This window comes from Methylobacterium sp. HMF5984 (assembly GCF_045033435.1).
Lineage (GTDB): Bacteria > Pseudomonadota > Alphaproteobacteria > Rhizobiales > Beijerinckiaceae > Methylobacterium.
The window spans coordinates 3,284,245-3,310,848 of the sequence record NZ_JBJFLN010000001.1 but is presented as its reverse complement, the minus strand read 5'-3'; the positions used below and the strand labels follow the sequence as shown (position 1 = coordinate 3,310,848).

Annotated in this window: 27 protein-coding genes; 16 read left to right on the top strand and 11 right to left on the bottom strand. The window is 72.4% G+C overall.

The genetic code is table 11. From position 1 onward, the window contains the following. Nucleotides 1-31: 31 nt before the first annotated feature. Entirely contained in the window at nt 32-691 is a 660-nt protein-coding gene (locus ACFZ8E_RS16055; protein ID WP_243938015.1) for an MgtC/SapB family protein, read from the top strand. A gap of 130 nt (nt 692-821) precedes the next feature. On the opposite strand, the gene ilvA is transcribed toward ACFZ8E_RS16055, so the two are convergent. From ilvA to ACFZ8E_RS16035, 4 genes are all read right to left on the bottom strand, one after another. After that, nucleotides 822-2,429 carry a threonine ammonia-lyase, biosynthetic gene (gene ilvA, locus ACFZ8E_RS16050; RefSeq protein WP_243938013.1) on the bottom strand — a complete coding sequence of 536 codons (1,608 nt, stop codon included), beginning with the start codon at nt 2,427-2,429 and terminating at the stop codon, nt 822-824. A 283-nt stretch (nt 2,430-2,712) separates the two neighbouring features. Then, complete coding sequence (locus ACFZ8E_RS16045) at nt 2,713-3,057, bottom strand: diacylglycerol kinase (protein ID WP_147842088.1); 345 nt, start codon at nt 3,055-3,057, stop codon at nt 2,713-2,715. Between the two features lie 18 nt (nt 3,058-3,075). Then, on the bottom strand, nt 3,076-4,134 hold the full coding sequence (locus ACFZ8E_RS16040) for an AbrB family transcriptional regulator (RefSeq protein WP_243987465.1): 1,059 nt from the start codon (nt 4,132-4,134) through the stop codon (nt 3,076-3,078). 119 nt (nt 4,135-4,253) lie between these two features. Continuing rightward, nucleotides 4,254-5,192 carry a LysR substrate-binding domain-containing protein gene (locus ACFZ8E_RS16035; protein WP_147842090.1) on the bottom strand — a complete coding sequence of 313 codons (939 nt, stop codon included), beginning with the start codon at nt 5,190-5,192 and terminating at the stop codon, nt 4,254-4,256. A gap of 160 nt (nt 5,193-5,352) precedes the next feature. Here ACFZ8E_RS16035 and ACFZ8E_RS16030 point away from each other — a divergent pair, with 160 nt between their 5' ends. Both ACFZ8E_RS16030 and thrS read left to right on the top strand, forming a co-directional pair. Next, nucleotides 5,353-6,942 (top strand): catalase, encoded by a 1,590-nt coding sequence (locus tag ACFZ8E_RS16030; RefSeq protein WP_147726248.1) that lies wholly within the window; start codon nt 5,353-5,355, stop codon nt 6,940-6,942. Between the two features lie 218 nt (nt 6,943-7,160). Continuing rightward, nucleotides 7,161-9,188 (top strand): threonine--tRNA ligase, encoded by a 2,028-nt coding sequence (thrS, locus tag ACFZ8E_RS16025; protein ID WP_405043245.1) that lies wholly within the window; start codon nt 7,161-7,163, stop codon nt 9,186-9,188. 15 nt (nt 9,189-9,203) lie between these two features. Here thrS and ACFZ8E_RS16020 read toward each other — a convergent pair whose 3' ends face one another. Then, nucleotides 9,204-10,121: a hypothetical protein gene (locus ACFZ8E_RS16020; RefSeq protein ID WP_405043243.1), complete on the bottom strand. Its 918-nt coding sequence runs from the start codon at nt 10,119-10,121 to the stop codon at nt 9,204-9,206. 201 nt (nt 10,122-10,322) lie between these two features. On the opposite strand from ACFZ8E_RS16020, the gene ACFZ8E_RS16015 reads away from it, so the two are divergent. The 3 genes from ACFZ8E_RS16015 (at nt 10,323) to ACFZ8E_RS16005 (ending at nt 12,176) form a co-directional block, all read left to right on the top strand. Next, nucleotides 10,323-10,886: a nitroreductase gene (locus ACFZ8E_RS16015; protein WP_147726245.1), complete on the top strand. Its 564-nt coding sequence runs from the start codon at nt 10,323-10,325 to the stop codon at nt 10,884-10,886. An 11-nt stretch (nt 10,887-10,897) separates the two neighbouring features. After that, nucleotides 10,898-11,515 (top strand): flavin reductase family protein, encoded by a 618-nt coding sequence (locus ACFZ8E_RS16010; protein ID WP_243946675.1) that lies wholly within the window; start codon nt 10,898-10,900, stop codon nt 11,513-11,515. Between the two features lie 346 nt (nt 11,516-11,861). Continuing rightward, nucleotides 11,862-12,176, top strand: a complete 315-nt coding sequence (locus ACFZ8E_RS16005) for a hypothetical protein (RefSeq protein WP_147726243.1) — start codon at nt 11,862-11,864, stop codon at nt 12,174-12,176. Between the two features lie 73 nt (nt 12,177-12,249). On the opposite strand, the gene queF is transcribed toward ACFZ8E_RS16005, so the two are convergent. After that, nucleotides 12,250-12,699: a preQ(1) synthase gene (queF, locus tag ACFZ8E_RS16000; protein WP_147726242.1), complete on the bottom strand. Its 450-nt coding sequence runs from the start codon at nt 12,697-12,699 to the stop codon at nt 12,250-12,252. Nucleotides 12,700-12,951: 252 nt separating this feature from the next. Between queF and eno the strand changes: the two genes are divergently transcribed. After that, a complete protein-coding gene (gene eno, locus ACFZ8E_RS15995) occupies nt 12,952-14,241 on the top strand; it encodes a phosphopyruvate hydratase (RefSeq protein WP_147726241.1) in 1,290 nt (429 codons plus the stop codon). 66 nt (nt 14,242-14,307) lie between these two features. Next, nucleotides 14,308-14,625, top strand: coding sequence for a hypothetical protein (locus ACFZ8E_RS15990; protein ID WP_405043242.1), 318 nt, complete (start codon nt 14,308-14,310; stop codon nt 14,623-14,625). Here ACFZ8E_RS15990 and ACFZ8E_RS15985 read toward each other — a convergent pair. Further along, a complete protein-coding gene (locus ACFZ8E_RS15985) occupies nt 14,551-14,982 on the bottom strand; it encodes a winged helix-turn-helix domain-containing protein (protein ID WP_243932173.1) in 432 nt (143 codons plus the stop codon). The genes ACFZ8E_RS15990 and ACFZ8E_RS15985 overlap by 75 nt on opposite strands. Nucleotides 14,983-15,132: 150 nt before the next feature. On the opposite strand from ACFZ8E_RS15985, the gene modA reads away from it, so the two are divergent. Beyond that, nucleotides 15,133-15,939 carry a molybdate ABC transporter substrate-binding protein gene (gene modA, locus ACFZ8E_RS15980; protein WP_243946671.1) on the top strand — a complete coding sequence of 269 codons (807 nt, stop codon included), beginning with the start codon at nt 15,133-15,135 and terminating at the stop codon, nt 15,937-15,939. Nucleotides 15,940-15,967: 28 nt separating this feature from the next. Next, a complete protein-coding gene (locus ACFZ8E_RS15975; RefSeq protein ID WP_147726238.1) occupies nt 15,968-16,177 on the top strand; it encodes a molybdopterin-binding protein in 210 nt (69 codons plus the stop codon). 83 nt (nt 16,178-16,260) lie between these two features. Here the strand turns inward: ACFZ8E_RS15975 and ACFZ8E_RS15970 are convergent, their stop codons facing one another. Genes ACFZ8E_RS15970 through ACFZ8E_RS15955 form a run of 4 tightly spaced genes read right to left on the bottom strand, consistent with a single transcriptional unit; the run spans nt 16,261 to nt 19,901 of the window. Beyond that, on the bottom strand, nt 16,261-17,031 hold the full coding sequence (locus ACFZ8E_RS15970; protein WP_405043241.1) for an ABC transporter ATP-binding protein: 771 nt from the start codon (nt 17,029-17,031) through the stop codon (nt 16,261-16,263). Further along, nucleotides 17,031-18,104, bottom strand: a complete 1,074-nt coding sequence (locus ACFZ8E_RS15965) for a FecCD family ABC transporter permease (RefSeq protein WP_405043239.1) — start codon at nt 18,102-18,104, stop codon at nt 17,031-17,033. The genes ACFZ8E_RS15970 and ACFZ8E_RS15965 overlap by 1 nt, the downstream gene beginning before the upstream one ends. Before the next feature lie 14 nt (nt 18,105-18,118). Then, entirely contained in the window at nt 18,119-19,165 is a 1,047-nt protein-coding gene (locus ACFZ8E_RS15960; RefSeq protein ID WP_405043238.1) for an iron ABC transporter substrate-binding protein, read from the bottom strand. Nucleotides 19,166-19,193: 28 nt separating this feature from the next. Then, the gene (locus ACFZ8E_RS15955) at nt 19,194-19,901 is read right to left on the bottom strand and encodes a hypothetical protein (protein WP_405043237.1); all 708 of its coding nucleotides are present in this window, start codon (nt 19,899-19,901) and stop codon (nt 19,194-19,196) included. Nucleotides 19,902-20,006: 105 nt separating this feature from the next. On the opposite strand from ACFZ8E_RS15955, the gene ACFZ8E_RS15950 reads away from it, so the two are divergent. The 6 genes from ACFZ8E_RS15950 to ACFZ8E_RS15925 all read left to right on the top strand — a co-directional run bounded on the left by ACFZ8E_RS15950 (nt 20,007) and on the right by ACFZ8E_RS15925 (nt 26,517). Next, complete coding sequence (locus tag ACFZ8E_RS15950) at nt 20,007-21,071, top strand: lytic transglycosylase domain-containing protein (RefSeq protein ID WP_405043236.1); 1,065 nt, start codon at nt 20,007-20,009, stop codon at nt 21,069-21,071. Beyond that, complete coding sequence (locus ACFZ8E_RS15945) at nt 21,068-22,567, top strand: DUF2336 domain-containing protein (protein ID WP_147858664.1); 1,500 nt, start codon at nt 21,068-21,070, stop codon at nt 22,565-22,567. Before ACFZ8E_RS15950 ends, ACFZ8E_RS15945 begins: the two co-directional genes overlap by 4 nt. Nucleotides 22,568-22,865: 298 nt before the next feature. Continuing rightward, entirely contained in the window at nt 22,866-24,263 is a 1,398-nt protein-coding gene (gene serS, locus ACFZ8E_RS15940) for a serine--tRNA ligase (protein ID WP_405043235.1), read from the top strand. Next, nucleotides 24,263-25,027, top strand: coding sequence for a 5'/3'-nucleotidase SurE (gene surE / locus ACFZ8E_RS15935; protein ID WP_147728726.1), 765 nt, complete (start codon nt 24,263-24,265; stop codon nt 25,025-25,027). Before serS ends, surE begins: the two co-directional genes overlap by 1 nt. A 120-nt stretch (nt 25,028-25,147) precedes the next feature. After that, nucleotides 25,148-25,840, top strand: coding sequence for an alpha/beta fold hydrolase (locus tag ACFZ8E_RS15930; protein ID WP_243932181.1), 693 nt, complete (start codon nt 25,148-25,150; stop codon nt 25,838-25,840). Next, the gene (locus ACFZ8E_RS15925; protein ID WP_405043234.1) at nt 25,837-26,517 is read left to right on the top strand and encodes a protein-L-isoaspartate O-methyltransferase family protein; all 681 of its coding nucleotides are present in this window, start codon (nt 25,837-25,839) and stop codon (nt 26,515-26,517) included. The genes ACFZ8E_RS15930 and ACFZ8E_RS15925 overlap by 4 nt, the downstream gene beginning before the upstream one ends. Nucleotides 26,518-26,604: the final 87 nt, after the last annotated feature.

Sequence of the window (26,604 nt, the reverse complement as noted above, 5' to 3'; positions counted from 1 at the left end):
ACGGAGACCGGCCCTGCTCGGCAACGGAGAGATGATCGGCCGGCTCGCGCTGGCGGCCCTGCTCGGCAGCGTGATCGGGCTCGAGCGCGAGCGCCTGCTCTGGGCGGCCGGCCTGCGCACGCACATGCTGGTCTGCGTCGGCTCGTGCCTGATCATGCTGGTCTCGACCTACGGCTTCGCCGACGCGCTGGGCGCCCGGAACGTCGTCCTCGACCCGTCGCGCGTCGCGGCGCAGGTGGTCTCCGGGATCGGCTTCCTCGGCGCGGGCACGATCCTGCTGCGCGGCGAGGTCGTGAAGGGGCTGACCACCGCCGCGAGCCTGTGGGCGGTGGCGGCGATCGGGCTCGCCATCGGCGGCGGGCTCTACGTCCCGGCGGTGGCGACCACGACCTTCGTCGTCGCGATCCTCGCGGGCGTGAAGCCGCTGGAGGAGCGCTGGCGCGACCGGATGCAGACGCGGACCCTCCGCCTCGTCGCCAAGCGCGGGACACTGTCGATCGACACCCTGCACGCGGCGACCGGCGAACGGGCCTCGCGGGTGCGCCAGTTCGTGGCGCGCACCGCCGAGGACCCCGCCCTCGACGAGATCGAGGTCGCGTTCGTGCGCCTGTCGGCGACCAGCGTCGAGGCGATCGCCGAGACCCTGCGGGCGAACCCCGACGTCGTCAGCGTCGAGACGGCGCAGCGCTAGAGCACCCTCTTCACGCGAGCCGGGAGCCACCTCGCTCGAAAATGCTCATCTTGCGAAGTCGCATTTTCTTCACGCGAGCCGGGAGCCACCTCGCTCGAAAATGCTCGGGGCGCGCCGGACCCGAGGTCGCTCAGGCCTTCCTGAGCCCGAACCAGCCGGCGATGCCGGTCTTGGCCGCCGCGGGCTCGCCGTCCAGGAACATCCGGTAGGCCGGGTTCTCGGTCTCGTCGAAGCACGGGAAGCCGAGAGCTTCGACAGCCCGGTCGAAACGGCCTTTGGCGTCGGGGGGCACGGCGATGCCGGCGAGCACCCGGCCGTAATCGGCACCGTGGTTGCGGTAGTGGAACAGGGTGATGTTGAAGTCCTCGCCGAGCGCGTCGAGGAACTTCAGCAGCGCGCCCGGCCGCTCCGGGAACTGGAAGCGGTAGAGCCGCTCGTGGGCCAGGCCCGAGACGCGGCCGCCGACCATGTAGCGGACATGGACCTTGGCCATCTCGTTGTCGCTCATGTCGTGGACGTCGTAGCCCCCGGCGACGAGGCCCGCGACGAGGTCGCGCTTCTCGGGCCGGCCGCCGGGCAGGTTGATGCCGACGAAGATCCTGGCCTGCGCGCCCGGCGCGTAGCGGTAGTTGAACTCGGTGATCGCGCGCGGGCCCAGGGCCCTTATGAAGGCCCGGTAGGCGCCGGGCTTCTCCGGGATGGTGACGCCGAGCAGGACCTCCCGCTCCTCGCCGAGCTCGGCCCGCTCGGCGATGTGGCGCAGGCGGTCGAAGTTGAGGTTCGCCCCGGAGGAGATCGCGACGAGCGTGCCGGCGCCGCCCTCGCGCTCGGCGTAGAGCTTGGCGCCGGCGAGCGCGAGCGCGCCGGACGGCTCGGACACCGCACGGGTGTCGTCGAAGATGTCCTTCACCGCCGCGCACATCGCGTCGGTGTCGACGGTGATGACCTCGTCGAGGTGCTGGCGGCACAGCCGGAACGTCTCGGCCCCGGCCTGGCGGACGGCGACGCCGTCGGCGAACAGCCCGACGCTCGGCAGCAGCACGAGCTCGCCGGCCTTCAGGGCCTCGGCCATGCAGGCGGCGTCGTCCGGCTCCACGCCGATCACCTTGGTCTCCGGCCGCAGGTACTTGACGTAGGTCGCGATTCCCGCCGCGAGCCCGCCGCCGCCGACGGGCACGAAGATCGCCTCGATCGGGCCGGTATGCTGCTGCAGGATCTCCATGCCGATCGTGCCCTGGCCGGCGATCACGTCGGGATCGTCGAAGGGGTGGAGGAAGGTGAGGTCCTGCTCGGCCTCCAGGCGCCGCGCCTCGCTCAGCGCCTCGTCGAAGGCGTCGCCGTGCAGGATCACCTCGGCGCCTCGGGCGCGACAGGCGTCGACCTTGATCGCGGGCGTCGTGCGCGGCATCACGATGACCGCCCGCACCTGCAGGCGCGCGGCCGCCAAGGCCACGCCCTGCGCGTGGTTGCCGGCCGAGGCGCAGATCACGCCGCGGGCGAGCTGCTCGGGCGAGAGCCCCGACATCTTGTTGTAGGCGCCGCGCAGCTTGAACGAGAAGACTGGCTGCAGGTCCTCGCGCTTCAGAAGCACCGGCCGCCCGAGCCGGACGGTCAGGCGCGGCATCGGATCGAGCGGGCTCTCGATCGCCACGTCGTAGACCCGCGCGGTGAGGATCTTGCGGATGTAGTCGGGTGCCGGTTCGGCCGGAGGACTTGCGGGTTTCACGGTGTCGGACATGCGGCCGGCAATAGCCGCTTGCCGCGCAAGATGCGAGCGCGCGCGCCCGCTCGGCCCCGCATGCCTGCCCGGCCCCGGATGCCGGAGACCGCCGGACGTGCGGCAGGGACCATGGTCCGCACCGCCGCCCGGGCGGGACGTCGGAGCGCGAAGGGCGTCGTGACGATCCGGACGCCGGCTCCGGCGTTCCGCGAGCGTCCGGGCGACGGCGTCACGGTGAAGGCCCGCTCGGAAGTCCGCACGGTCCCGGCTCCGGAGCGACGATGGCGGGAACGCCGCGGCGTCAGAGCCGGTCGATCAGCGCAGCGACCCAGACCAGGGCGGCGATCGCCTGCGCCGAGAACGTCCCGGCCGAGGCGAGGTCCTTCACCGTGCCGATCCGCGGGTGGCGGCCGGGGTGGAGGTGATCGCACAACTTCTCGATCGCGGTGTTGAGGAACTCCGCGGCGAGCATCAGCAGAAGCGTCGCCATCAGCGCGACGCGGACCCAGAGGCTCGCGCCGAGCACGAGGGCCGCAGGCACGCCGACGACGAGCAGCGCCAGCTCGAGCCGCACGGCGCGCTCGGTGCGGGCGCCGTGGACGAGGCCGCGCCAGGAATTCAGGAAGGCGAGCCAGAGCGCGTGCATTCACGCCGCCTCGTCCATTCACGCCGATTCCTGCGGCACCGCGCGGGCGATCCACTTGGCCAGCACCGGGCCGGTGATCAGGACCACGAACAGCCGGAGCGTCTGCACCGCGAGCACGAACGACACGTCGACCTTCGAGCCGACCGCGATGATCGCCACCGAGTCGAGGCCGCCGGGGCTGGTCGCGAGGAAGGCGGTGAGGAAGTCGATCGCGAGCAGGTGCGTCAGCCCGAGCGCCCAGCCGGCGCAGAGCAGGATCACGGCGAGCGTCGCGACGAGGATGCCGGGCAGCGCGTGCAGCGTCGCGCGCAGGGTCTCGCGGGTGAAGCGCAGGCCGACGTACCAGCCGATCGTCGCGTAGGCGAGCTCGAGGATCGGCAGCGGCAGGGTGATGCTGGCGACGCCGGTCGCGTGAAGCGCCGCGCCGAGCAGCATCGGCCCGATCAGCGCGCCGGCGGGCAGGCGGAGCCACAGCGCGATGCCGGCGCCGGCGGCCGCGACCGCGAGCGTGACCAGCACCGGCAGCACGGTCGCCGCCTCGGCGACCGCCGGCGGCGGGCCGGCCGCCACGGAATCGGTCAGCAGCCGCGCCACCAGCGAGGCCGAGAGCACCACGGCGGCGACGCGCACGTACTGCATGAAGGCGACGAGGCGGGGATCGGAGCCGTATTCCTCGGCCATCGCCACCATCGCCGCCGCCCCGCCCGGCGAGGAGCCCCAGGCGGCGGTCGTGCCGGGCAGCACCCGCAGGCGCGTGAGCACCAGCCCGACGAGGGCGCCGGCGAGCACCGTGACGCCGACCACGAGCAGGATCAGCGGGCCGTCCGCGATCAGGGTCTTGGTGATCTCCGCGGTGATGGCGTGGGCCACCATGCAGCCGATCATCGCCTGCGAGGCCTGGAAGGCCGGCCGCGGCATCCGGAGCGGCGCCCCCCGCACCCCGAACACGATCGCCGCGATCATCGGCCCGAGCAGGAACGCGGCCGGGAACTGCCCGAGCTTCAGGCCGAAGCCGAGCAGGCCCGAGGCGGCGATCAGCGCCGCCCAGAGGGCGATGGTCCGTGCGGGAAAAGGCAAGGCGACGCGCCAGGTTCGATCGATCGCATGGCGGTCCGCGATCCTGGCGCCGCGCTACACCCTGTCGCCCGGCCTGTCACGCGCACGGGCGCACAACCCAGCCCTGTGCGACCTGTTCGTCACCCGGCGGCGATCGTCGCCTCGCGGCAGGCGGCGGTGCCGGCCGGCGCCTGCGCGCGGAAGAAGGCGGCCAGCGCGGCGAGGCCCGGCGCCCGCGGGTCGCTCGCCCGCCAGGCCAGCGCGATGGTCCGGCCCGGCCCGTCGGTGTCGAAGCCGCGGATCACGGTGAGCCCGCTCGGATCGGGGCCGGACGGGACGGCGAGGGCGGGAAGCAGGGTGTAGCCGGCCCCGGCCGCCACCATCGAGCGCAGGGTCTCCAGGCTGGTGGCATGTCGCCCGGCGGCGCTGCCCGCCCCGCAGGCGGCGATCGCCTGGTCGCGCAGGCAGTTGCCCTCGTCGAGAAGCAGCAGGTCCGGCCCGGCGATGTCGGCGGCGCGCAGGGCCCCGCCCTGCGCGAGCGCATGGTCGGCCGGGCAGGCGAGGCGGAACGGCTCGACGAAGAGCGGCGAGACGGTGAGCCCCGAGGCGGGCAGGGGCAGCGACACCAAGGCGGCGTCGACCCGCCCGTCGCGCAGGGAGGCGAGGATGTCGGCGGTGCGGCCCTCGCTGAGGGCCAGCGCCAGCATCGGGAATTCCTGGCGCATCGTCCGCAGCACCAGGGGGAAGAAGTACGGCCCGAGCGTCTGGATCGCCGCGAGCACGAGCCTACCGGTGAGCGGCGCGCCGCGGCCCTCGCTGGCCAGCGCGAGCAGGCGCTGCGCTTCGGCCAGCACCGCGCGGGCCTGGCGCACGATGATCTGGCCCGGCGCCGTCATCAGCACGCGCCGGTTGGAGCGCTCGAACAGCACGAGCCCGAGCGCGCCCTCGAGCTTGCGCACCTGGACGCTGAGCGTCGGCTGGCTGACGTTGCAGCGTTCGGCCGCCCGGCCGAAATGCCCCTCGTCGGCGATGGCGACCACGTATTCGAGGTCGCGGAGCGACAGGCCGGCAAGGTTCATAGTTTTTGTCTATCATACCCTTTGCGACGATGCATTGGCTAATGGGTTCGGAGTGGCGCATAAGGAGAGCCCGGAACGATTCCAGGAAACGGCGTCCCCTCGTTCGCGGGCGCAGGCGCCGATCCTCGAGCCTCGTCACCACCACGGAGAGATTCTTCGCATGAGCGATCAACGCCCGATCCTGACGACCCGCCAGGGCCACCCGGTCCGCGACAACCAGAGCACGCGCACGGTGGGCGAGCGGGGTCCCGCGACGCTCGAGAACTACCAGTTCATCGAGAAGATCACGCATTTCGACCGCGAGCGCATCCCCGAGCGGGTCGTGCATGCCCGCGGCGCCGGCGCCCACGGCTACTTCGAGGCCTACGGCAAGATCGGCAACGAGCCGGCTTCCAAGTACACCCGCGCCCGCGTCCTCAACGAGACCGGCGTGAAGACGCCGATGTTCGTGCGCTTCTCCACCGTGGCCGGCGCCAAGGAGAGCCCGGAGACCGAGCGCGACCCGCGCGGCTTCGCGGTCAAGTTCAAGACCGTCGACGGCAACTGGGACCTGGTGGGCAACAACCTCAAGGTCTTCTTCATCCGCGACGCGATCAAGTTCCCCGACATGATCCACGCGTTCAAGCCGGACCCGGTGACGAACCGCCAAGAGGCGTGGCGCTTCTTCGATTTCGTGGCGCAGCACCCCGAAGCGATCCACATGGTGACGCACCTGAAGTCGCCGTGGGGCATCCCCGCCAACTATCGCGAGATGGAAGGCTCCGGCGTCAACACCTACAAGCTGGTCAACGACCAGGGCGAGGCGGTGCTCTGCAAGTTCCACTGGGAGCCCAAGCAGGGCATCCGCAACCTGACCTCGGCCCAGGCGGCCGAGATCCAGGGCAAGGACGTCGGCCACGCCACGCGTGACCTCTACGACAACATCAAGGCCGGCAACTTCCCCGAGTGGGAGTTCTGCGTGCAGATCATGCCGGACGGCCCGAACGACCACCTGTCGTTCGATCCCCTCGACGACACCAAGCTGTGGCCGGTCGAGGACTTCCCGCTGCTGCCCGTGGGCCGCATGGTGCTCGACCGCGTGCCGGACAACTTCTTCGCCGAGGTCGAGCAGTCGGCCTTCGGCACGGGCGTGCTCGTGGACGGCATCGACTTCTCGGACGACAAGATGCTCCAGGGCCGGACGCTGTCCTACTCGGACACGCAGCGCTACCGGGTCGGCGCCAACTACCTGCAGCTGCCGATCAACGCGCCGCAGCCGGGCGTGAAGGTCTACTCGAACCAGCGCGACGGGCAGATGACCTACGGCGTCGACGGGACCGGCCCGAACAAGCACATCAACTACGAGCCCTCGACGCTGGCCGAGGGCCTGCGCGAGGCGCCGAAGCCCGCGAAGGACTACCACCAGCCGGTGCAGGGCAACCTCGGCCGCTACCAGACCTCCCGCACCGAGGACGACTACACCCAGGCCGGCGTGCGCTACCGCTCGTTCCAGGATTGGGAGCGCGACGACCTGATCGCCAACCTCGTCGGCGACATGAAGCAGTGCCCCGAGGCGATCCAGCTGCGGATGGTCTGGCACTTCTCGCATGCCGACGCCGATTACGGCCGCCGGGTCGCGGAAGGGGCCGGGATCGATCTCGCCAAGGCGCTGGCGCTGCCGCCGCTGCCGGGGCGCGCCGCGCCGGGCAAGCGCCTGACGCCCGAGACCTACACGGACGGCTCGCAGGCGCACCAGATCGCCGCCGAGTAGCCCGCTTCGTGCTTCGCACGGACGACGACATCAGCCCCGCGCGGTCGAAGGACCGCGCGGGGTTCTTTCTTTGGCGCCAGCCCCGCCGCCGCGCGGCGCGGCGTTTCCTCCCGCCCGGAAACGGTCTAAACGGCCGCTCCCGCGCCCCGCGCGGGGACCGACCCTCGTTTGCGCTTACCTGCCGCGTACGCAGGAGTGAGCCCGGAGACACCGCGACGATGCCCATCCTGACATTCCCCGACGGCAACACCCGCGCCTACGACGAGGCCGTGACCGGACGGAGCGTGGTCGAAGGCATCGCGAAATCGCTGGCCAAGCGCACCGTCGCGATGGCGCTCGACGGCGTCGTCGCCGACCTGTCCGACACGATCGAGCGCGACGCCCGCATCGAGTTCCTCGACCGCACCGACCCGCGGGCGCTGGAGCTGATCCGCCACGACTGCGCCCACGTGCTGGCTGAGGCCGTTCAGGCGCTGTGGCCGGGCACGCAGGTGACGATCGGCCCGGTGATCGAGAACGGCTTCTACTACGACTTCGCGCGCGACACCCCGTTCACGCCGGACGACTTCCCGGCGATCGAGGCGAAGATGCGCGAGATCATGGCCCGCGATGCGGCCTTCACCAAGGAGGTCTGGCAGCGCGACGACATCCGCAAGGTGTTCGCCGACCGGGGCGAGGCCTACAAGGTCGAGCTGGTCGACGCGATCCCGCCGGGCGAGGACCTGAAGGTCTACCGCCAGGGCGACTGGTTCGACCTGTGCCGCGGCCCGCACATGACCTCGACCGGCAAGGTCGGGCCGGCCTTCAAGCTGATGAAGGTCGCCGGCGCCTACTGGCGGGGCGATTCGAGCAACCCGATGCTGACCCGCATCTACGGCACTGCCTGGGCCACGAAGGAGGAGCTCGACGCCTATCTCCACCGCCTGGAGGAGGCCGAGCGCCGCGACCACCGCCGGCTCGGCCGGGAGATGGACCTGTTCCACTTCCAGGAGGAGGGGCCGGGCGTCGTGTTCTGGCACGCCAAGGGCTGGACGATCTTCCAGGAGCTGATCGCCTACATGCGCCGCCGCCTGAAGGGCGACTACGCCGAGGTCAACGCGCCGCAGATCCTCGACAAGGCCCTATGGGAGACCTCCGGCCATTGGGGTTGGTACCGCGAGAACATGTTCGCGGCCCAAAGCGCCGGCGACGAGGCCGAGGACAAGCGCTGGTTCGCCTTGAAGCCGATGAACTGCCCGGGCCACGTTCAGATCTTCAAGCACGGTCTGAAGAGCTACCGCGACCTGCCTCTGCGCATGGCGGAATTCGGCGTCGTGCACCGCTACGAGCCGTCGGGCGCGATGCATGGGCTGATGCGCGTGCGCGGCTTCACGCAGGACGACGCGCACATCTTCTGCACCGAGGACCAGCTCGCCGACGAGTGCCTCACGATCAACGACCTGATCCTCTCGACCTACGCCGATTTCGGCTTCGACCAGATCGTGGTGAAGCTCTCGACCCGGCCCGAGAAGCGGGTCGGCTCGGACGCCCTGTGGGACCATGCCGAGGAGGTGATGACCCGCGTGCTGGCGCAGATCGAGGCGCAGTCGGGCGGGCGCATCCGCACCGAGGTGAACCCGGGCGAGGGCGCCTTCTACGGGCCGAAGTTCGAGTACGTGCTGCGCGACGCGATCGGGCGCGACTGGCAGTGCGGCACCACGCAGGTGGACTTCAACCTGCCGGAGCGGTTCGGCGCGTTCTACGTCGATGCCGAGAGCCAGAAGGTGCCGCCGGTGATGGTGCACCGGGCGATCTGCGGCTCGATGGAGCGGTTCACCGGCATCCTGATCGAGCACTTCGCCGGCCACTTCCCGCTCTGGCTCGCCCCCGTCCAGGTGGTGGTCGCGACCATCACCGGGGAGGCCGACGCCTATGCGGCGGAGGTCGTCCGGGCGCTGACGCGGGCCGGCCTGCGGGTCGAGGCGGACCTGCGCAACGAGAAGATCAACTACAAGGTCCGCGAGCACTCGCTGGCCAAGGTGCCGGTGATCCTGGCGCTCGGCCGGCGCGAGGCCGAGGAGCGCACGGTCTCTATCCGGCGGCTGGGCAGCCAGCAGACCCGGACCCTGCCGCTCGCGGAGGCGGTGGCGAGCTTCGTCGCCGAGGCGACCTCGCCCGACCTGCGCCGGGCCGAGGCCGTCGCCGAGAGCGTGCCGAGCACGGGCACGGTGCTCGACGGGCAGCATGGCGAGAGCCCGACGCCCTAAGGCGCCGGCGCCCGCTCACCCCGCCTTGGCCAGGACCTCGATGTCGCGGTCGAGCCCGCTCTCGACCTTGAACTCGCGGGTGTAGACCTGCCCGTCGTGGCGGGCGATCAGCACGTAGTCGCCCTCCACCAGGGTGACCTGCGGGAACGCGCCGATCGCCTCGCGGATGGTGTCGCCGCCGGGCGTCAGCACCGAGAAGGCCGTTCCGGCGAAGGCCTCGGCGCCGGGGCTGGTGACGAGCTTCAGCGTCACCGTGGCGGCCCGGTGGTTGAGGGTGGCGTCGGTGACCTTGCCGTTCTCGACCTTCAGGTCGGCGCGCTGGATCGCGTTCGATTCCCCGTAGGTCGAGACCACGTGGTAGGTGCCCTCGGGCAGGCGCAGCAGCTCGCCGGCCTTGACGCCGCTGCGCACCAGCCGCCCCTCCGAGTTGGTGCCGATCGGCACGAAGACCGAGAAGGAGAGCTGCGCCGGAGCGATCCGGGTGTCGCCGATCGCGCCCGACAGCTTGAGCGCGCCGGCGGCCACCCGCAGGGTGTCGGTCGCCGGCTGGCCGGACATCGCGATCTTCTTCGTCGCGCTGGCGAAGCCGTAGGTCACGGAGGCGACGTAGGCGCCCGGCGCGAGCTTGAACGTCGGCGCCGGGTCGGTGGAGCGCGCGACGATCGCGGGCCGGACGCCGTCGGTGCGATCCTCGTAGATCCGCCAGACCAGGCCGGACCGCAGCGGCTGGCCGATCCCCGACAGCAGCGCGGAGAGCGACAGGGTCGCCTCGCCCTCGGGCTGGCTCGGGGGCAGGTCCGGCGTCGTGATCGAGGGCGAGGGAAGGCCGCCGCCGAGGCGGTTGCCGAAGGGGTCCGGCGACTGCGCCGCGGCTGCGAGCGGCGCGACCGCAGCCAGCAGCGCCAATCCGGGCCCGAGCCTTCGTCCGCGCATGTCGCAAGCCTTCTCCCCAAAGGCCGAACCGGCCGAACGTCACCGTCTCGCCCGTGTGATCCCGGACCGTGGCGAGCGCAAGGCCGCCGAGGGTCCTCGCGCTTCCCGCGCCAAGCTGCCCGACTTCCCAGCCGGTCCCACCCGTGCGAAATCCCGACGCGATCGCGGGACCGCCCCGCACCGGCCAGCCGAGACGCCCCGATGAACGCCACCCTCGACATGCTGCGCACCCGCCGCTCGGTGCCGCCCGTGCGGATGACGGACCCGGGACCGAGCCCAGAGCAGATCGACACGATCCTGACGCTGGCCTCGCGGGTGCCCGACCACGGCAAGCTCGCGCCGTGGCGCTTCATCGTGATCGCGGGCGCGGCGCGCGAGCGGATCGGGGCCGTGATCGCGAAGACCTACGCCGCCGACAACCCGGAGGCCGACGCCGCGCGGCTCGACCTCGAGGCCAAGCGCCTCGCGCACGCGCCGGTCGTCGTCGCGGTCGTGTCGCGGGCCGGGCCGCACGTGAAGATCCCGGAATGGGAGCAGGTCCTGTCGGCGGGCGCCGCCTGCATGAACCTCGTGGTGGCGGCCAACGCCCAGGGCTTCGCCACCGCCTGGCTGACCGAATGGTACGCCTACGATCGCCGCGTGCTCGAAGCCCTCGGCCTCGACCCGCGCGAGAAGCTCGCGGGCTTCATCCATATCGGTGCCCCCGAGGAGATCCCGTCGGACCGGCCGCGGCCGGACCTCGCCGAGATCGTCACGCGCCTGTAAGGCTCGCACCCATGCATTACGCCCCCGACGACCGCACCCTGCCGCACAACCCGCTGAAGGCGATCGTCGCGCCGCGGCCGATCGGCTGGATCAGTGCCATGAGCCGGGAGGGGAAGCTCAACCTCGCGCCGTACTCGTTCTTCAACGCGGTCGGCGACGACATGGTCGCGTTCTCCTCCACCGGTCGCAAGGACGCGCTGACCTTCGCGGAGGAGGGCGGCGATTTCGTCTGCAACCTCGCCACCTACGATCTGCGCGAGCCGATGAACGCCTCCTCGGCCCCATTGCCGCGCGGCGAGAGCGAGTTCGACTTTGCGGGGCTGACCACGGCCCCGTCGCGCAAAGTGCGCGCGCCCCGGGTGGCGGAAGCCGCCGCCGCCCTCGAATGCCGGTGGCTGCAGACCGTGCCGCTGGTTCCGCTCGGAGGGGGCGAGGCCGCCAACTTCCTGGTGATCGGGCAGGTGGTCTCGATCTACATCGACGACCGCTTCGTGAAGGACGGCCTCGTCGACACGGCCGCGATGCAGCCGATCATGCGCGGCGGCTACTTCGACTATTTCAAGATCGGGCCGGACGCGAAGTTCGCCATGCAGCGCCCCAAGGGCGCCGGCGACTACACCGCGCGCTGACGCGACGGGAAGCGGAACAGGCGCGCGCTCGGGCTCTGCAGCCCGGCGCCCTTCGACGGATCTCCGCCCGCGCAGGGTCGTGCGCGCAAGACCCGTGCGCGGTCGAAGAAAGCTTAGACCCTCATCGCCGGCACGCGACCCTGCATCCCCGTGCGGTGGCGACGCGCCCTGAGGCGGAGCACGGGCCCGAACCCCGGTCTTGCCGGCGCTTCGTTAACCTTCGCCGAGCGCGAATGCCGGCACGGAATCTCCCCCTGGGGTCCGCTTCGCCACGGAACCTTCGGAACGATCGCCCAGCTTCAGCGTTGAGCTTGTGAATTCGATGGATCATCGAGAAAGGATCATCATGCGCAAGTTCGCTCTCGTCACCGCCGCGATCATCTCGGCTGGTGTCCTCTCCGCCACCACGGCCGATGCGCGTCCCGGCTTCCGCGGCGGCTACGGCCATGGTTACGGCGGCGGCTACGGCCGGGGTTACGGCTACCGCGGCGGTCGCGGCATCGGCACGGGCGCCGCTGTCGGCCTCGGCATCGCCGGACTCGCAGCCGGTGCGATCGCCGCCGGCGCGGCACGCGATGCCTACGGCTACAACCGCGGCTACGGTGCGTACGGCGGCTACGGCGCCCCGGCCTACGGCGGCTACTACGGCTCGCCCTACTAAGGGCTCGCCATCCAGCACGTGAATTTGGGGCGACCGGGCATTCCGGTCGCCCTTTTCGTTCGTACGGCTTCCCTCAGCGGGCGCGGTAGGGCGGGACGCCGGGATCGGGCAGCCAGACGGAGGCGGGCGGCGCACCGGTCTGCCAAAACACGTCGATCGGGATGCCGCCGCGCGGGTACCAGAAGCCGCCGATCCGCAGGTAGCGCGGCCCGAGCAGGTCGACGAGCGTCTTGGCGATGCCCACCGTGCAATCCTCGTGGAACGCGCCGTGGTTGCGGAATGCGCCGAGGTAGAGCTTGAGCGACTTCGACTCCACGAGCCAGCGATCCGGGACGTAGTCGATCACTAGGATCGCGAAGTCGGGCTGGCCGGTCACCGGGCAGAGCGAGGTGAATTCCGGGACGGTGAAGCGGGCAAGGTAGTCCGTATCCGGGTGCGGGTTCGGCACCCGGTCGAGGCGGGCCTCGTGCGGGCCGGCGGGGAGGGGCGTCGGCTGCCCCAGCTGCAAGGATTCATCGGTCATGGCCCTCCTTACCGCAGGCCTCGCCGCGGTGCATCCGACCCGCGTGCATGGTTCGGCCGCGCGTCGCTCGCGGCATCGCCGCTGGGGCTCGAAACCGGAACGGGCGGCGGCGGCTTTTGCATTCACTTTGCCGGTCGCATCGCGCGATCGCGCACCGCCTTGCCCGAGGCCGCGCCTTGACGGATAAGCCGCAGCGACGAGACCGAATCCGGGCCCGCCGCCGATCGCGTGCGCCCTTGGGGAGGAGCCTTCATGACCGCGATCACCAACATCGCCGCCCGCGAAATTCTGGACAGCCGCGGCAACCCCACCGTCGAGGTCGACGTGCTGCTGGAGGACGGTTCCTTCGGCCGCGCGGCCGTGCCGTCGGGCGCCTCCACCGGCGCGCATGAAGCGGTGGAGCTGCGCGACGGCGACAAGGGCCGCTACGCCGGCAAGGGCGTGCGCAACGCCGTGCACGCGGTCCAGACCGAGATCCTCGACGCGATCGGCGGCATGGACGCCGAGGACCAGGTCGCGGTCGACGAGGCGATGATCGAGCTCGACGGCACCCCCAACAAGGCCCGCCTCGGCGCCAACGCCATCCTCGGCGTGTCGCTCGCCGTGGCCAAGGCCGCCGCGGAAGCCTCCGGCCTGCCGCTCTACCGCTACGTCGGCGGCGTCCAGGGCCGGGTCCTGCCGGTGCCGATGATGAACATCATCAACGGCGGCGCGCATGCCGACAACCCGATCGACTTCCAGGAATTCATGATCATGCCGGTGGGGGCCACCTCCATCGCCGAGGCGGTGCGCATGGGCGCCGAGGTGTTCCACACCCTCAAGAGCGCGCTCAAGAAGGCCGGGCACAACACCAACGTCGGCGACGAGGGCGGCTTCGCCCCGAACCTGCCGACGGCGGAAGCCGGCCTCGACTTCGTCATGGAGTCGATCCAGGCGGCGGGCTTCAAGCCGGGCACCGACATGGTGCTCGCGCTCGACTGCGCGGTCACCGACTGGTTCAAGGACGGCGCCTACCACTACGAGGGCGAGGGCACCGTCCGCTCGATCGAGAGCCAAGTCGACTACCTGGCCAAGCTCGTCGACGCCTATCCGATCCTGTCGATCGAGGACGGCATGGCCGAGGACGACTGGGAGGGCTGGCGCCTGCTCAACCAGCGCATCGGCGACCGCTGCCAGCTCGTCGGTGACGACCTGTTCGTGACCAACGTCGAACGCCTCGCCCGCGGCATCGCGGAGGGCTCTGCGAACGCGATCCTGATCAAGGTCAACCAGATCGGCTCGCTCACCGAGACGCTGGCCGCCGTCGATATGGCTCATCGAGCCGGCTACACTGCGGTGATGTCGCACCGCTCCGGCGAGACCGAGGACGCGACCATCGCCGATCTCGCGGTCGCGACCAATTGCGGGCAGATCAAGACCGGCTCGCTCGCCCGCTCGGACAGACTGGCCAAGTACAACCAGCTGATCCGGATCGAGGAGGGCCTCGGCGCGCAGGGGCGCTACGCCGGGCGCGGCGCGCTGCGCCAATCCGCGCGCGCCTGAGGCGGAACCTCCGTACCCGCACCCGCGTCATCCCGGCCTGCAGCCCAGCGCAGGCCGGAGCCGACGATGACGAAGCCGGACGCGACGCCCACCGCCCAGCCCGACCCTGAACCTGCGGCCGACGCCCCGCCGCACGACCTGCCTCCGGCGCTGGCCGCCCTGTGGTGGGCGGCGAAGGGTCCGACGCATTGGGACCGCGCCCACGCGCTCGTCCAGGACGCGGCGGGTGCGGATGCCTCCTGGGTCCACGCCCATCTCCACCGTCTCGAGGGCGACCCGGCCAACGCGGCCTACTGGTACGCCCGCGCCTCACGCCCCGTCGCCACCGGCGATCTCGCCGCCGAGCGGGACGCCATCGCCGCCGCCCTCCGGTCGGTCGCCTGATCCTCCACGATCGCCGGATGGATCCGCCGCCGCGCCTTCGAGGCGCACGAGCAACGGGGCGGCGGCCTCCGCAGCCAGGCGCTCGACCGCGCGGTACTGCGCCACCACCTCCGCGCCGAAGGCGGACAGCCGCGCCCCGCCACCGCTCCGTCCGCCGATCTGCGCCTCGACCACCGGCTGCCGGAACCCGGCATTGATCGCCTCGACCAGCATCCAGGCCCGCCGGTAGGACATGCCGAGCGCCCGGCCCGCCGCCGAGATCGAACCGTGCGCGGCGATCATCTCCAGCAGTTGCACCTTACCGGGTCCGAGCCGGTTGCCCGGCCCGAGATCGATGCGGATGCTCAGCGTCGCCATCGGTTCCCCTCGTCCGGCATCCTAACCCGGACGGCGACGGCGCGGCGAGCGGCATCGACCCCGCGATCGGCCCTGGCCATCGCTATACTTGCTGGGATATAGCGATGCGGCCGGCTCGCCCCCTGCGAGGCGACCGTTTCGGAGGTCCTCTTGATCGGTATCACGCGCGCCGTCCTCGTCGTCGCCCTGCTGCTCGGGACCGCCGCGCAGGCCGCCGAGACTGTCACGGTGTTCGGTGCCGCGAGCCTGAAGAACGCCCTGGACGACGCCCGCAAGGCCTTCACCGCGCAGACCGGGATCGCGGTCAAGGCGAGCTACGCCGCCTCCTCGGCGCTCGCCCGCCAGATCGAGGCGGGCGCGCCGGCCGACCTCTTCGCCTCGGCCGATCTCGAATGGATGGACTACCTCGACAAGAAGACGCTCATCCGGGCCGAGAGCCGGGTGAACCTGCTCAAAAACCGCCTCGTCGTCGTCGCACCGAAGGACGCCAAGGAGAGCGAGGTCCCGTTCACCGTAGAGGGCTTCGCCAAGGCGCTCGGCGTGGACGGGCGGCTCGCCACCGGCGAGGTCAGCTCGGTGCCGGTGGGCAAGTACGCCAAGGCGGCCTTCGAGACGCTCGGGCTGTGGGTGACGATCCAGCCGCGGCTGGCGCAGGCCGACAACGTGCGCGCGGCGCTCGCCCTGGTCTCGCGCGGCGAGGCGCCCCTCGGCGTGGTCTACGAGAGCGACGCGAAGTCCGATCCGGGCGTGAAGGTGGTCGGCGTGTTTCCGGCGGGCAGCCATCCGCCGGTGGTGTACCCGTTCGCCGTCACGTCCGAGGCTAAGGGCGACGGCGCGGCCCGTTTCCTCGACTTCCTGAAGAGCGCGTCGGCCAAGCGGTTCTTCGAAGCCCAAGGCTTCTCCGTGATCCCGGCCGGGCAGGGCGCCGAGATCCCGGCCGAGCCCGGCACCAAGTGACTTTTCTTTCATCCACAGAGGCTGTTCGATGAAGATCTCCGCACGCAACGTCATCAAGGGCAAGGTCGTCGCCGTCGAGAAGGGCGCGACCACCGCGCACGTGAAGATCGAGATCGCCGCCGGCCAGATCGTCACCGCGGCGATCACCAACGAGGCGGTCGACAGCCTCAAGCTCACGGTCGGCGGCGAGGCCTACGCCGTGGTCAAGGCCTCCGACGTGATGGTCGCCGTCGACTGACTGGCTGCGATCATGGGGCCGGGGGCATCCGCCGGCCTCGTGGGCGACCGACCCCTTGGGGGATGCCCCCGCGAGGCTCGGGATCACGCCAGGATCGGCGTGCAGACCGAGCGCCCGTGCCCCGGCAGGGGCACCACCGCCACCTCCACCCCGTAGACGCGGCGCAGGCTCTCGGGCGTGATCGTCGCCTCAGGGTCTCCGAGCGCGACGAGGCGGCCGCCGTGCAGCAGCGCGACGCGGTCGGCGCAGAGGAAGGCGTGGCCGGGGTCGTGCGTCGAAAGCACCACGGCGATGCCGGTGGCCGAGAGACGACGGACCTGCTCGAGCACGCGGGTCTGGTTGCCGAAATCGAGGCTCGCGGTCGGCTCGTCCATCACCAAGATGCGCGGCTCGCCGGCGAGCGCCCTCGCGATCAGCACCATCTGCCGCTCGCCGCCGCTGATCTCGGTGTAGATGCGCTCGCCGAGATGCGCGATCCCGAGCCTCTCGAGCGCCGCGTCCGCCGCCTCGCGGTCCTTGCGGCCGGGGCTGGCGAAGGGCGCGAGCCGGGCCACGCGCCCCATCAGCACCACCGCGCGCACGGTGAACGGGAAGAACGCCGCATGCGCCTGCGGCACGTAGGCGATCGCGCGCGCGATCCTGCGCCGCGACCAGCGCGACAGGTCTTCGCCGTCGAGCCGGACGCGGCCCGCGCGGGCCGGCAGCAGGCCGAGAAGGGTCTTGAACAGGGTGGTCTTGCCGCCGCCGTTCGGCCCGAGCAGGCACAGCACCTCGCCGGCCCCGAGCGAGAAGCTGACGCCGGCGCCGACCTCGCGCGCGCCGTATCCGAAGGCCAGCGCCTCGACGGACAGCATCAGGACCAGCCCCGCTTGCCCGCCGCCAGCAGCCAGAGGAAGAACGGCGCGCCGGCGAGCGCCGTGAGGATGCCGAGTGGCACCTCGATCGGCGCCAGGGTGCGGGCGGCGAGGTCCACCGCCACGAGATAGCCGGCGCCCAGCAGCGCGGAGGCCGGCAGCAGGCGGCGGAAATCCGGGCCGACGAGGCCGCGCGCGACGTGCGGCACGACCAGGCCGATCCAGCCGATCACCCCCGTCACCGAGACCGCCGCCGCGGTGACGAGCGTCGCCGCCGCGACGAGGAGCGGGCGCAGCCAGCGGGTCTCGATGCCGAGCGCCCGCGCCTCCTCCTCGCCGAGGCTCATCAGGTTCATGCGCCAGCGCAGCAGGACGAGGGGCAGGAGCCCGAGCCCGATCGCCGGCAGGATCGCCAGGACGTCGCTGAGGGTGACGGAGGACAGGTTGCCGAGCAGCCAGTAGGTGATGGCGGGCAGCTGGTTGTAGGGGTCGGCCAGCACCTTGAGCAGCGAGATGCCTGAGCCGAGCACGGCGCCGACCGCGACGCCGGCCAGCACCAGCGTCAGCACCGGATCGTGCCGGCCGACCAGCGCGCCGACCGCGTAGACGATCGCCACGGCGCCGAGGCCCCCGGCGAAGGCCAGCCCCTGGATCGCGAGGACCGGCAGCGCGAGGGTGATGCCGAGCACCGCCCCGAGGCCGGCGCCGGCCGAGACCCCGAGGATGTCGGGCGAGACCAGGGGATTGCGGAACAGGCCCTGGTAGGTCGCGCCGGCCGACGACAAAGCCGCGCCGACGACGAGCGCGGCGGCCACCCGCGGCAGGCGGACCTGAAGCACCACCACCTGCGCGGTCGCCTCGCCCGGCGCGGTCCCGAACAGCTTGGAGGCCAGGATCGCGAACACCTCGGCGACCGGCACCGGGAATTTCCCCGCGGCGAGGGCGACGACGACGAGCGCGCCGAGGCCGCACAGCGCGAGGCAAGCTCGCACGGCCGCCGGGGCACGCCGTCCCGCGCCGGGGGCGGCCTGCGCCGCCGCGGCCGCGTCGGTCGTCGCGGTGCCCTGGGTCATCGCCCGGCGTCGCGTCATCGGCGCGCCGGCACCGCATCGGTGAGCAGCGCGTCGACCGCCTCGGGGGCGAGGGCGACGTGGTAGAACCGCTGGTAGAAGTCGGCGACGATCGCCGGCAGGGGCTCGGGGAACTGCGCCGGGTAGAGCAGGTGCGCGAGCCAGCGCACGCCGATCAGGCGGTTCACGCCCGGCGGCGCGTCGAACCAGGCGAAGGGCAGCGTCGGCGTCCGGTAGACGCGCCCCTCGCGCACCGCCTTCACCCCCAGCCAGAGCGGATCGTCGGCGGGCCGGAAGGCGGGATCGAGGGCGACGATCACGTCCGGGTTCCAGCCCAGGACCTGCTCGGGCGAGACGTTGGCGAGGCCGTTGCCGCCGACGGCGACGTTCCGGGCGCCGACCACCTCGAGGATCTCGGTGTTGATCGAGCCGGAAAAACCCGTCTCCAGGCCGCGCGGGCCGCGGGCATAGTACACGCGCGGACGCTCCGCCTCCGGGATCTGCGCGACGCGGGCGGCGACCTCCGCCACGGTGCGGTCGGCATAGGCCGCGAGCCCGTCGGCAGCCTGATCCAGTCCGAGGACGGCGCCAAGCCGACGGTAGGTCTCGGCGGTCCTGGAGAAGGCGCCGTCGAGCAGGATGTAGGGGATGCCGGTCTGGGCCTGGACCCGGTCGGCGAGCGAGGCGTAGGTCGGCCCCGTCGAGCCGACGTCGACGATGAGGTCCGGCTTGAGGGCGAGCACCGCCTCGACGTTGGCCGTGCCGCCGCGCCCGGTCAGGCGGCCGCTGGCCGGAAGTCCCCAGGTCGCCGGGGCGAGGTAGGGCCGCTCCGCGGGGGAGGGCGACCGGACCCAGGCCGCCATCCGCTCGGGCGCGAGCGTGTAGAGCAGCACGGACGCGGGCGGGCCGGCGGCGACGACCCGGGCGGCCCGCTCCGGAACCTCGACCACGCGGCCGGCCGCATCGGTGAACGGGCGGGCCCGGGCCGGCCCCGCCGGGAGCGCCAAGAGCGCCAGCAGGGCGAAGCCGAGGGTCGTGCGGGCGAGGCGTCGCGGATGCGGCATGCTGCAGCTTCGATCGGAGGATGTCCGCTCACCCTAGGGGCAGCGCGCCGCGAGGGCCACCGGCGACGCTCGGATCCCGCCCGAACACCGCGGCGAGGATGGCCGCCGCCGCGGCGGTCTCGGCGAAGCCCCCCCGGAACCCGTCGCGGCAGGCCGCCTCCACCGTCGCGCGATCGGGCGACGGGCCGGGCATGTCGAAGGCCGGGACGCGCAAGGCGGCGGCGGCCAGCACCAGGAGCCCGCGCGCCTGCGCCAGCGGAGCAGGCTGCGGCGCCCGCGACGAGGCCGAGACCCCGAGGTCGCGCGCCAGCGCGTCGAACGCGCAGAACAGGCCGGCGAGGCGCGCGAACCTTTCCGAGCCGCCGCCGAAGCGGAGCAGGGCGCCGGCGCCGTCGAGGCCGGCGACGATCCGCGTCGCACCGTCCGGGATGCCGGTCTCGGCCTCGTGCACGGACAGGCGCACGCCGAGCCGGGCGACGTCGCCGGCATCGGCGACACCCGGCAGGACGATGCCGTCGGGCCGCAGCGCCAGCGCCGCGGCGAGGTCGGCCGCGCTCGGTGCGACCCGGACGTAGAGCGGCAATGCGCCGGGCCTCCGCCGCAGGGGCGGGAGCCAGGCGGGCTCGGCGGCCGGGGCATGGTCCAGCACCAGGGCATCGGCGTGGGCGAGGTCGGGCGGCCCGCCCGCGGGCGAGGCGATCAGCAGGACGCGCATGAGGGCCGAGTCATCGGGCATTTAGGCTTTCTTTACCATGATGGCCAAAGGTCCCCGCATCCGGGGCGCACCGTGCGGCGCCTCACGCGACGCCCGTCCGGCGCGTGCGGCTCGAAGCGGCGATCGATGTTCCTGTTCACCACGCCTTCGAACCCCCAGCCAGCCGCAGCGCCGCCGCGGGCCGCGGGTCCGCAGGGCGCGGTCGTCGACGCGATCCGCGACGGGGCCCAGAGCAGCGGCGTCGGCTTCGACTACCTGCTCGCCACGGCGCAGCGCGAATCCGCCCTCGATCCCTCGGCCAAGGCCGGCACCTCGACCGCCACCGGCCTGTTCCAGTTCATCGAGCAGACCTGGCTCGGGGTGATGAAGTCCGCCGGGCCGAAGCTCGGCCTCCAGGCCTACGCCGACGCCATCGTCGCGCGGCCGGACGGCAGCTACACCGTCGCGGATGCCGGCCAGCGCCAGGCGATCCTCGACCTCCGGCGCGACCCGAAGATCGCCGCCTCGCTCGCGGGCGCCTTCACCCAGAAGAACGGCGAGGCGCTGTCGGCGGCGCTCGGGCGCGAGCCGACCGCGGGCGACCTCTACGCCGCCCACGTGCTCGGGGCGAAGGGCGCGACAACGCTGATCGCGGCCGCGCGGGCGACTCCGGACCGGGCGGCCGCCCTCGACATGCCGGAGGCCGCCGCCGCCAACCGCGGCCTGTTCTACGATCGCACCGGCCGGCCGCGCACCACCGCCGAGCTCTATGCCAGCCTCTCCGCGGCGGGCTCCGGCCGCACCGCCGCCAGCGACGTGACCCTGCTGACGCAGGGCGCCGCCGTCGCCCCGCCGGCGGCGGCGAGCGCCTACGCCGCGGTCGGGGGCGACCTGCGCACCCTGTTCCAGACCGACCGGCGCCAGGGCGCCCTCTCGGAGGGCGTCGCCAAGCTGTTCCAGGGCCGCGCGGCGGCGGCCGCCCGGCCGGCCCCGAGCTACTTCCCGCGCTCCGACCCGAGCCTCGACTCCACCGTGCCGGTCGCGGCGGTCGCCTCGGCCGACCCCGAGACCACCGGCGCCATCGCCGCGGCGATTCCGGCAGGCCGCGCGCTCGTCGATCCGCCGCTGCCGCCGCGCCGGCCGGCCGAATTCGCGGCGTCGCTTGCCGCCGCCCCCAACGCGTCGTTGTTCACGAACCGGAGCGGCCCATGAACATCCGCCAGTTCCTCGCCTGCACCCAGTCCACCTCGGCGGGGCGCCGGGCCGAGGCCGCCTCCGCGCTGACGCGGGCCTATCTGTACGGCAACCTCGAGGCGGATGCCGCCTGGGAGGCCAAGACGGCGATCCTGGCGCTGCTCGACGACCCGGCCCCGGTGGTGCGCCGCGCCATGGCCGAGGCCTGCGCCGCCTCGGCGCGTGCGCCGCGCCCCCTCGTCGTGGCCCTGGCCTCCGACCAGACCGAGGTCGCCTGCCTGGTGCTCGCCGCATCGCCGGTCCTGACCGATGCCGACCTCGTGGACGCCGCCGCGATGGGCTGCGAGACGATCCGCGCGACGATCGCCGCGCGCCATCACCTCTCGCACGCCGTGGCCGGGGCCCTGGCCGAGATCGGCGGCGGCGACACCCTCGCGGTGCTGGCCCGCAACCCGACGGCGCGCATCACCACGGGCCGCATGCTGCGCATGGTCGAGCGCCACGGCGGCGACGCCGGCGTGCGCGAGGCGCTGCTGGCGCGGGCGGACCTGCCGATCGAGGTGCGCCACGCCGTCGGCGCCCGGCTCGCCCGGACCCTGTCGGACTTCGTGACCGCGTGCGGCTGGCTCTCGCCCGACCGCAGCGCCCGGATGAGCCGCGAGGCCGGCGAGCGCACGGTGCTGGAGCTCTGCGACGGCGCGGGCGCCGCCGCCACCGCGCGGATCGTCAAGCACCTGCGCACCACGGGCCAGCTCAATGCCGGCCTGATCCTGCGGGCGATCCTCTCGGGGCAGATGGCCTTTGCGGAGACCGCGTTCGCCGACCTCACCGGCCTGGAGCACGCCCGCGTCGGCACGCTGCTGCGCGAGCCGCGCGGGATCGCCGACCTGCATCGCCGCGCCGGCCTCGCCGAAGCGCTGCTGCCCGCAGTGGTGGCCGCGCTCTCGGCCTGGCGCGAGGCCGCCGACGGCACCAGCACGTTGCGCGGCGTCGGCCTGTCGCGGCGGATGATCGAGCGGGCGATCACCGCCTGCGAGGACATGCCGTTCTCCGAGATGCAGGGGGTGATGGCGCTGCTGACGCGCTACGAGGCCGAGGCCGCCCGCGACGAGGCCCGCGCGGTCGCCCGCGCCATCGCCGAGGAGGCCCTGGCGCGCGAGGCCGCCCGCCGCGAGGCCGACGAGGCTGCCGCGGAATGGCGCGCGGCGCAGGAGGCGGCCACGCTCCGGCTCGCGGCCGACGACATTCCCGAGCCGACGGCTTTGGACCGCATCGCGCTCGACCCTCGCGACCGCATCGGCGACCGGCGCTTCACGGACGTGGCGTCGCCCGAGGCCGACATCGTCGCCGAGCGGGAGCCGCGCACTGACCCGGTCGGCGCCATCCTCGACGCGCTGCCCGAAGCGATCCTGGCGAGCTTTCGCGAGGAGCAGGAGCGGGTGCGCCTCGCCGCGGAGACCGAAGCCGCGTCGGATGCCCAGGACGCCCCGGAGCGCCGGCGTCTGGCGGCCTGACCGCCGGGGTTGCGAAGCGCCGGCTCCCGCCGACAGGGTCCGGGATCCAGAGCCGCCGAGGGTGCCAAGCCGAATTCCGACCTGCGGTTCTCGATTCGAGGCTCGCCTTCGGCGCCCCGGGCTGACGGGAAAGATTTCGGCGGAGGGCGTCACGAGACGCATCATCTCGATGCCCTGACCGGAAGCGGGCCGGGCGGTGTCCACGGCGGACGCGCGTGCCCGCCATCGCCCGCCGCAGCCTTGTCGCGCGCGGACCGATGCTGCAAAGCGTGCCCGTCCGCACGACCCGAGCCAGCCCATGCACGACATCCGCGCCATCCGGGACAACCCGGAAGCCTTCGACCGCGACCTTTCCCGTCGCGGCCTCAGCCCACTTTCGGCCGAGCTGATCGCGTTGGACGACGCCCGCAAGGCGGCCGTGTCGGCGGCGCAGGAGAATCAGGAGCGCCGCAACGCGCGGGCCAAGGAGATCGGCGCCGCCAAGAAGGCGAAGGACGAGGCCCGCGCCGCCGCGCTGATGGACGAGGTCGCCGGCCTCAAGGAGGCCGCACCTGCTCTGGAGACGGCGCAGTCCGAGGCCGCCAAGGCCCTCGACGACCGGCTCGCCGCGATCCCGAACCGGCCCAAGGCCGACGTGCCCGAGTGCGCCGACGAGCACGGCAACGTCGAATACCGGCGCTTCGCGTCCGCGCGTGAAACGCTCACCGAGGGCCGCCAGCATTTCGAGCTCGGCGAGGCCTTCGGCCTGATGGATTTCGAGACCGCGACCAAGATCTCCGGCTCCCGCTTCGTCGTGCTCAAGGGCCAGATCGCCCGGCTGGAGCGGGCGCTCGGGCAGTTCATGCTCGATCTGCACACGCAGGAGCACGGCTATCTCGAGGTCGCGCCGCCGATCCTGGTGCGCGACGAGGCGATGTTCGGCACGGCGCAGCTGCCGAAGTTTCGCGATGACCAGTTCGCCGTTAACGACGGTTCGACCATTGAAGACATTCGTCGCAGCGTTGGCTCGATCATTGCCGTCGCGGGCCATCAACGCGAAGCAACCGACTTCATTTCGGGCGGAGTTCAGGATTGGCTTGACCAGAGTTCGCGCTGGCTCATCCCCACAGCCGAAGTCCCGCTCACCAACCTCGTCCGCGAATCCATCCTAGCGGAAGACGAGTTGCCGCTCCGCTTCACGGCCCTGACCCCCTGCTTCCGTGCGGAGGCCGGGGCGGCCGGGCGCGACACCCGCGGGATGCTGCGGCAGCACCAGTTCAACAAGGTCGAGCTGGTCTCGATCACCGCCCCGGAGAAGTCGGCGGACGAGCACGAGCGCATGCTGGCCTGCGCCGAGACGGTCTTGAAGAAGCTCGACCTGCCGTTCCGGACGATGACCCTGTGCACCGGCGACATGGGCTTCGCCAGCCAGAAGACCTACGACATCGAGGTCTGGATGCCGGGCCAGAAGACCTTCCGCGAGATCTCGTCCTGCTCGGTCTGCGGCGATTTTCAGGCGCGACGGATGAATGCCCGGTACCGTAAGGACGGCAAGCCCGCCTTCGTGCATACCCTGAACGGCTCGGGCGTCGCGGTCGGCCGTGCGCTGATCGCGGTGATGGAGAACTATCAGAACCCGGACGGCAGCGTCACGATCCCGTCCGTGCTCGCGCCCTACATGGGCGGCCTCAACCGGATCGAAGGACCACGCCCGTAATGCGCATTCTCGTCACCAACGACGACGGCATCCACGCGCCGGGCCTGGAAACGCTCGAGGGCATCGCCCGGACGCTCTCCGACGACGTCTGGGTGGTGGCGCCCGAGACCGACCAATCCGGCGTCTCGCACTCGCTATCGCTGAACGACCCCCTGCGCCTGCGCCACATCGCGGAGAAGCGCTTCGCGGTGAAGGGCACGCCCTCCGATTGCGTCATCCTCGGCGTGCGCCACATCTTGGCCGACCACGGCCCGGATCTCGTGCTGTCGGGCGTCAACCGCGGCCAGAACGTCGCCGAGGACGTGACCTATTCCGGCACCATCGCCGCCGCGATGGAGGGCACGATCCTCAACGTGCGCTCGATCGCGATGTCGCAGGCCTACGGGATCGGCGGCCGCGGCAACCTGAAATGGCAATGCGCCGCCCATCACGGGCCGATCGTGGTGAAGAAGATCCTCGAGACCGGGATCGAGCCGGGCATCGTGATCAACGTCAACTTCCCCGATTGCGAGCCGGAGGAGGTCGCCGGCATCGCCGTGGCGGCGCAGGGGCAGCGCAATCAAGCGCTGCTCGCCATCGACGCGCGCACCGACGGGCGCGGCAATCCGTATTTCTGGCTCGCCTTCGCCAAGGCCCGGTTCGAGCCGGGCAACGGCTCCGACCTGAAGGCGATCGCCGAGAAGCGCATCTCGGTGACGCCGCTGCGCCTCGACCTCACCGACGAGCCGACGCTGACGCGCTTCGCCCAGGCCTTCGCGGAGTAGGCGGATCCCGCAGCCTCGGCGGTTCTGAATTCCGGGCTCGCCTGCGGCGCCCCGCAACGACGGGGCCGAAAGCGGACATCCTCTCGGGGGCGACCGCATCCCGAACCGGAGACTCGCCCGATGAGCCTCGTCCTGATCCCCGGATACATGGCCGATGCCAGCCTGTGGGACGACATGGCCGAGGCGCTGGCGCCCGCAGGCCCGATCCACCATGCGAGCCTCGCCCACGACGACACGATCCCGGCGATGGCGCAGCGGCTGCTCGCCGAGGCGCCGGCGCGCTTCGTGCTCGTCGGGTTCTCGATGGGCGGCTACGTCGCCCGCGAGGCGGCGCGGCTCGCGCCGGAGCGGGTGCGCGGGCTGGTGCTGATCGCGACCTCGTCGCGATCCGACTCGCGCAAGCAGGCGGTCGCCAAGCGCCTCGCCATCGAGGGCGTCGAGGCCGGGCACTTCGGCGGCCTGAGCCGGGCGGCGGCGGCCGCCTCGGTGCATCCGGACCGGGCCGGGGACGCGGCCCTGATCGAGCGCATCCGGGCGATGGGGCAGCGCCTCGGGCGCGAGGCCTTCCTGCGCCAATCCCGGCTCGAGCGGGTCGGCGACGCGGATCGGCTCGGCGCGCTCGGCTGCCCGACGCTGGTGATCGCGGCGGGCCGGGATCGCCTGCGCAGCATCGCGGAATCGGAGGAGCTGCGCGACGGCATCCCCGGCGCGACGATGGCGGTGGTCGCGGATGCCGGCCACATGCTGCCGCTCGAGGCGCCGGACGCGCTGGCGGCGCTCATCCTCGCCTGGATCGGCGACCTGCCGCCATGACCGGAAGCGACGAGGACGCGATCGACGACCAGGCCGGCGCGAGCTTGAGCGGCCATGCCGGCCTCGGCGGGGCGATCGAGAACGCCGCCTTCGTGCTAGCCCTGCGCGGGCGCGGCACCCGCGACACGGCGGTGCTGCGGGCGATGGAGCAGGTGCCGCGCGCCGCGTTCGCCCCCGCCGCGTATCGCCACTTCGCCCGGCGCGACCTTTCCCTGCCGCTGCCCTGCGGCGCGGCGATGACCGCACCGAGCACGGTGGCGACGATGCTGACGCTGCTGAAGGTCGAGCCCGGAATGCGGATCCTCGAGATCGGCACCGGGTCCGGCTACGTCACGGCGCTGCTGCTGCAACTCGGCGCCGGCGCGGTGACGAGCCTGGAGCGCTACGCGACGCTGGCTGGGCAGGCGAGCGCGAACCTCGCAGGGCGCGCCCGCGTGCTCCAGGGCGACGGCCTCGCCGACACCGCGGGGGGCGGCTACGACCGCATCCTGGTCCACGGTGCGGTCGCGGAGCAGCCCGCATCCTGGGCCGCGGCGCTGAAGCCCGGCGGCCGCCTCGTCGCCGGATCGGAGGGCGGGCTGATGGCGGCCACGCATGACGGGCAGGGCCTCGTCGTCGAGCCGGGACCGCGCCTGCGCCTCGCGCCGCTGGTGCCCGGACGAGCCGCCGCGCTTTAACCAATCGCGCTCGCCGCTCCGCCTGCGGTAAGCATTCCTAAGCAGCGATCCCGAGAGCGAAATGGTGCTCGCGCGGCCGTGAACGTG

Excerpts from the sequence above, each read along its gene's own strand:
- ACFZ8E_RS16055 (WP_243938015.1), top strand. The coding sequence starts at position 32 with ATGATCGGCCGGCTCGCGCTGGCGGCCCTGCTCGGCAGCGTGATCGGG.
- ilvA (WP_243938013.1), bottom strand. The coding sequence starts at position 2,429 with ATGTCCGACACCGTGAAACCCGCAAGTCCTCCGGCCGAACCGGCACCC.
- ACFZ8E_RS16045 (WP_147842088.1), bottom strand. The coding sequence starts at position 3,057 with ATGCACGCGCTCTGGCTCGCCTTCCTGAATTCCTGGCGCGGCCTCGTC.
- ACFZ8E_RS16035 (WP_147842090.1), bottom strand. The coding sequence starts at position 5,192 with ATGAACCTTGCCGGCCTGTCGCTCCGCGACCTCGAATACGTGGTCGCC.
- ACFZ8E_RS16030 (WP_147726248.1), top strand. The coding sequence starts at position 5,353 with ATGAGCGATCAACGCCCGATCCTGACGACCCGCCAGGGCCACCCGGTC.
- thrS (WP_405043245.1), top strand. The coding sequence starts at position 7,161 with ATGCCCATCCTGACATTCCCCGACGGCAACACCCGCGCCTACGACGAG.
- ACFZ8E_RS16020 (WP_405043243.1), bottom strand. The coding sequence starts at position 10,121 with ATGCGCGGACGAAGGCTCGGGCCCGGATTGGCGCTGCTGGCTGCGGTC.
- ACFZ8E_RS16015 (WP_147726245.1), top strand. The coding sequence starts at position 10,323 with ATGAACGCCACCCTCGACATGCTGCGCACCCGCCGCTCGGTGCCGCCC.
- ACFZ8E_RS16010 (WP_243946675.1), top strand. The coding sequence starts at position 10,898 with ATGCATTACGCCCCCGACGACCGCACCCTGCCGCACAACCCGCTGAAG.
- ACFZ8E_RS16005 (WP_147726243.1), top strand. The coding sequence starts at position 11,862 with ATGCGCAAGTTCGCTCTCGTCACCGCCGCGATCATCTCGGCTGGTGTC.
- queF (WP_147726242.1), bottom strand. The coding sequence starts at position 12,699 with ATGACCGATGAATCCTTGCAGCTGGGGCAGCCGACGCCCCTCCCCGCC.
- eno (WP_147726241.1), top strand. The coding sequence starts at position 12,952 with ATGACCGCGATCACCAACATCGCCGCCCGCGAAATTCTGGACAGCCGC.
- ACFZ8E_RS15990 (WP_405043242.1), top strand. The coding sequence starts at position 14,308 with ATGACGAAGCCGGACGCGACGCCCACCGCCCAGCCCGACCCTGAACCT.
- ACFZ8E_RS15985 (WP_243932173.1), bottom strand. The coding sequence starts at position 14,982 with ATGGCGACGCTGAGCATCCGCATCGATCTCGGGCCGGGCAACCGGCTC.
- ACFZ8E_RS15975 (WP_147726238.1), top strand. The coding sequence starts at position 15,968 with ATGAAGATCTCCGCACGCAACGTCATCAAGGGCAAGGTCGTCGCCGTC.
- ACFZ8E_RS15970 (WP_405043241.1), bottom strand. The coding sequence starts at position 17,031 with ATGCTGTCCGTCGAGGCGCTGGCCTTCGGATACGGCGCGCGCGAGGTC.
- ACFZ8E_RS15965 (WP_405043239.1), bottom strand. The coding sequence starts at position 18,104 with ATGACCCAGGGCACCGCGACGACCGACGCGGCCGCGGCGGCGCAGGCC.
- ACFZ8E_RS15960 (WP_405043238.1), bottom strand. The coding sequence starts at position 19,165 with ATGCCGCATCCGCGACGCCTCGCCCGCACGACCCTCGGCTTCGCCCTG.
- ACFZ8E_RS15955 (WP_405043237.1), bottom strand. The coding sequence starts at position 19,901 with ATGCCCGATGACTCGGCCCTCATGCGCGTCCTGCTGATCGCCTCGCCC.
- ACFZ8E_RS15950 (WP_405043236.1), top strand. The coding sequence starts at position 20,007 with ATGTTCCTGTTCACCACGCCTTCGAACCCCCAGCCAGCCGCAGCGCCG.
- ACFZ8E_RS15945 (WP_147858664.1), top strand. The coding sequence starts at position 21,068 with ATGAACATCCGCCAGTTCCTCGCCTGCACCCAGTCCACCTCGGCGGGG.
- serS (WP_405043235.1), top strand. The coding sequence starts at position 22,866 with ATGCACGACATCCGCGCCATCCGGGACAACCCGGAAGCCTTCGACCGC.
- surE (WP_147728726.1), top strand. The coding sequence starts at position 24,263 with ATGCGCATTCTCGTCACCAACGACGACGGCATCCACGCGCCGGGCCTG.
- ACFZ8E_RS15930 (WP_243932181.1), top strand. The coding sequence starts at position 25,148 with ATGAGCCTCGTCCTGATCCCCGGATACATGGCCGATGCCAGCCTGTGG.
- ACFZ8E_RS15925 (WP_405043234.1), top strand. The coding sequence starts at position 25,837 with ATGACCGGAAGCGACGAGGACGCGATCGACGACCAGGCCGGCGCGAGC.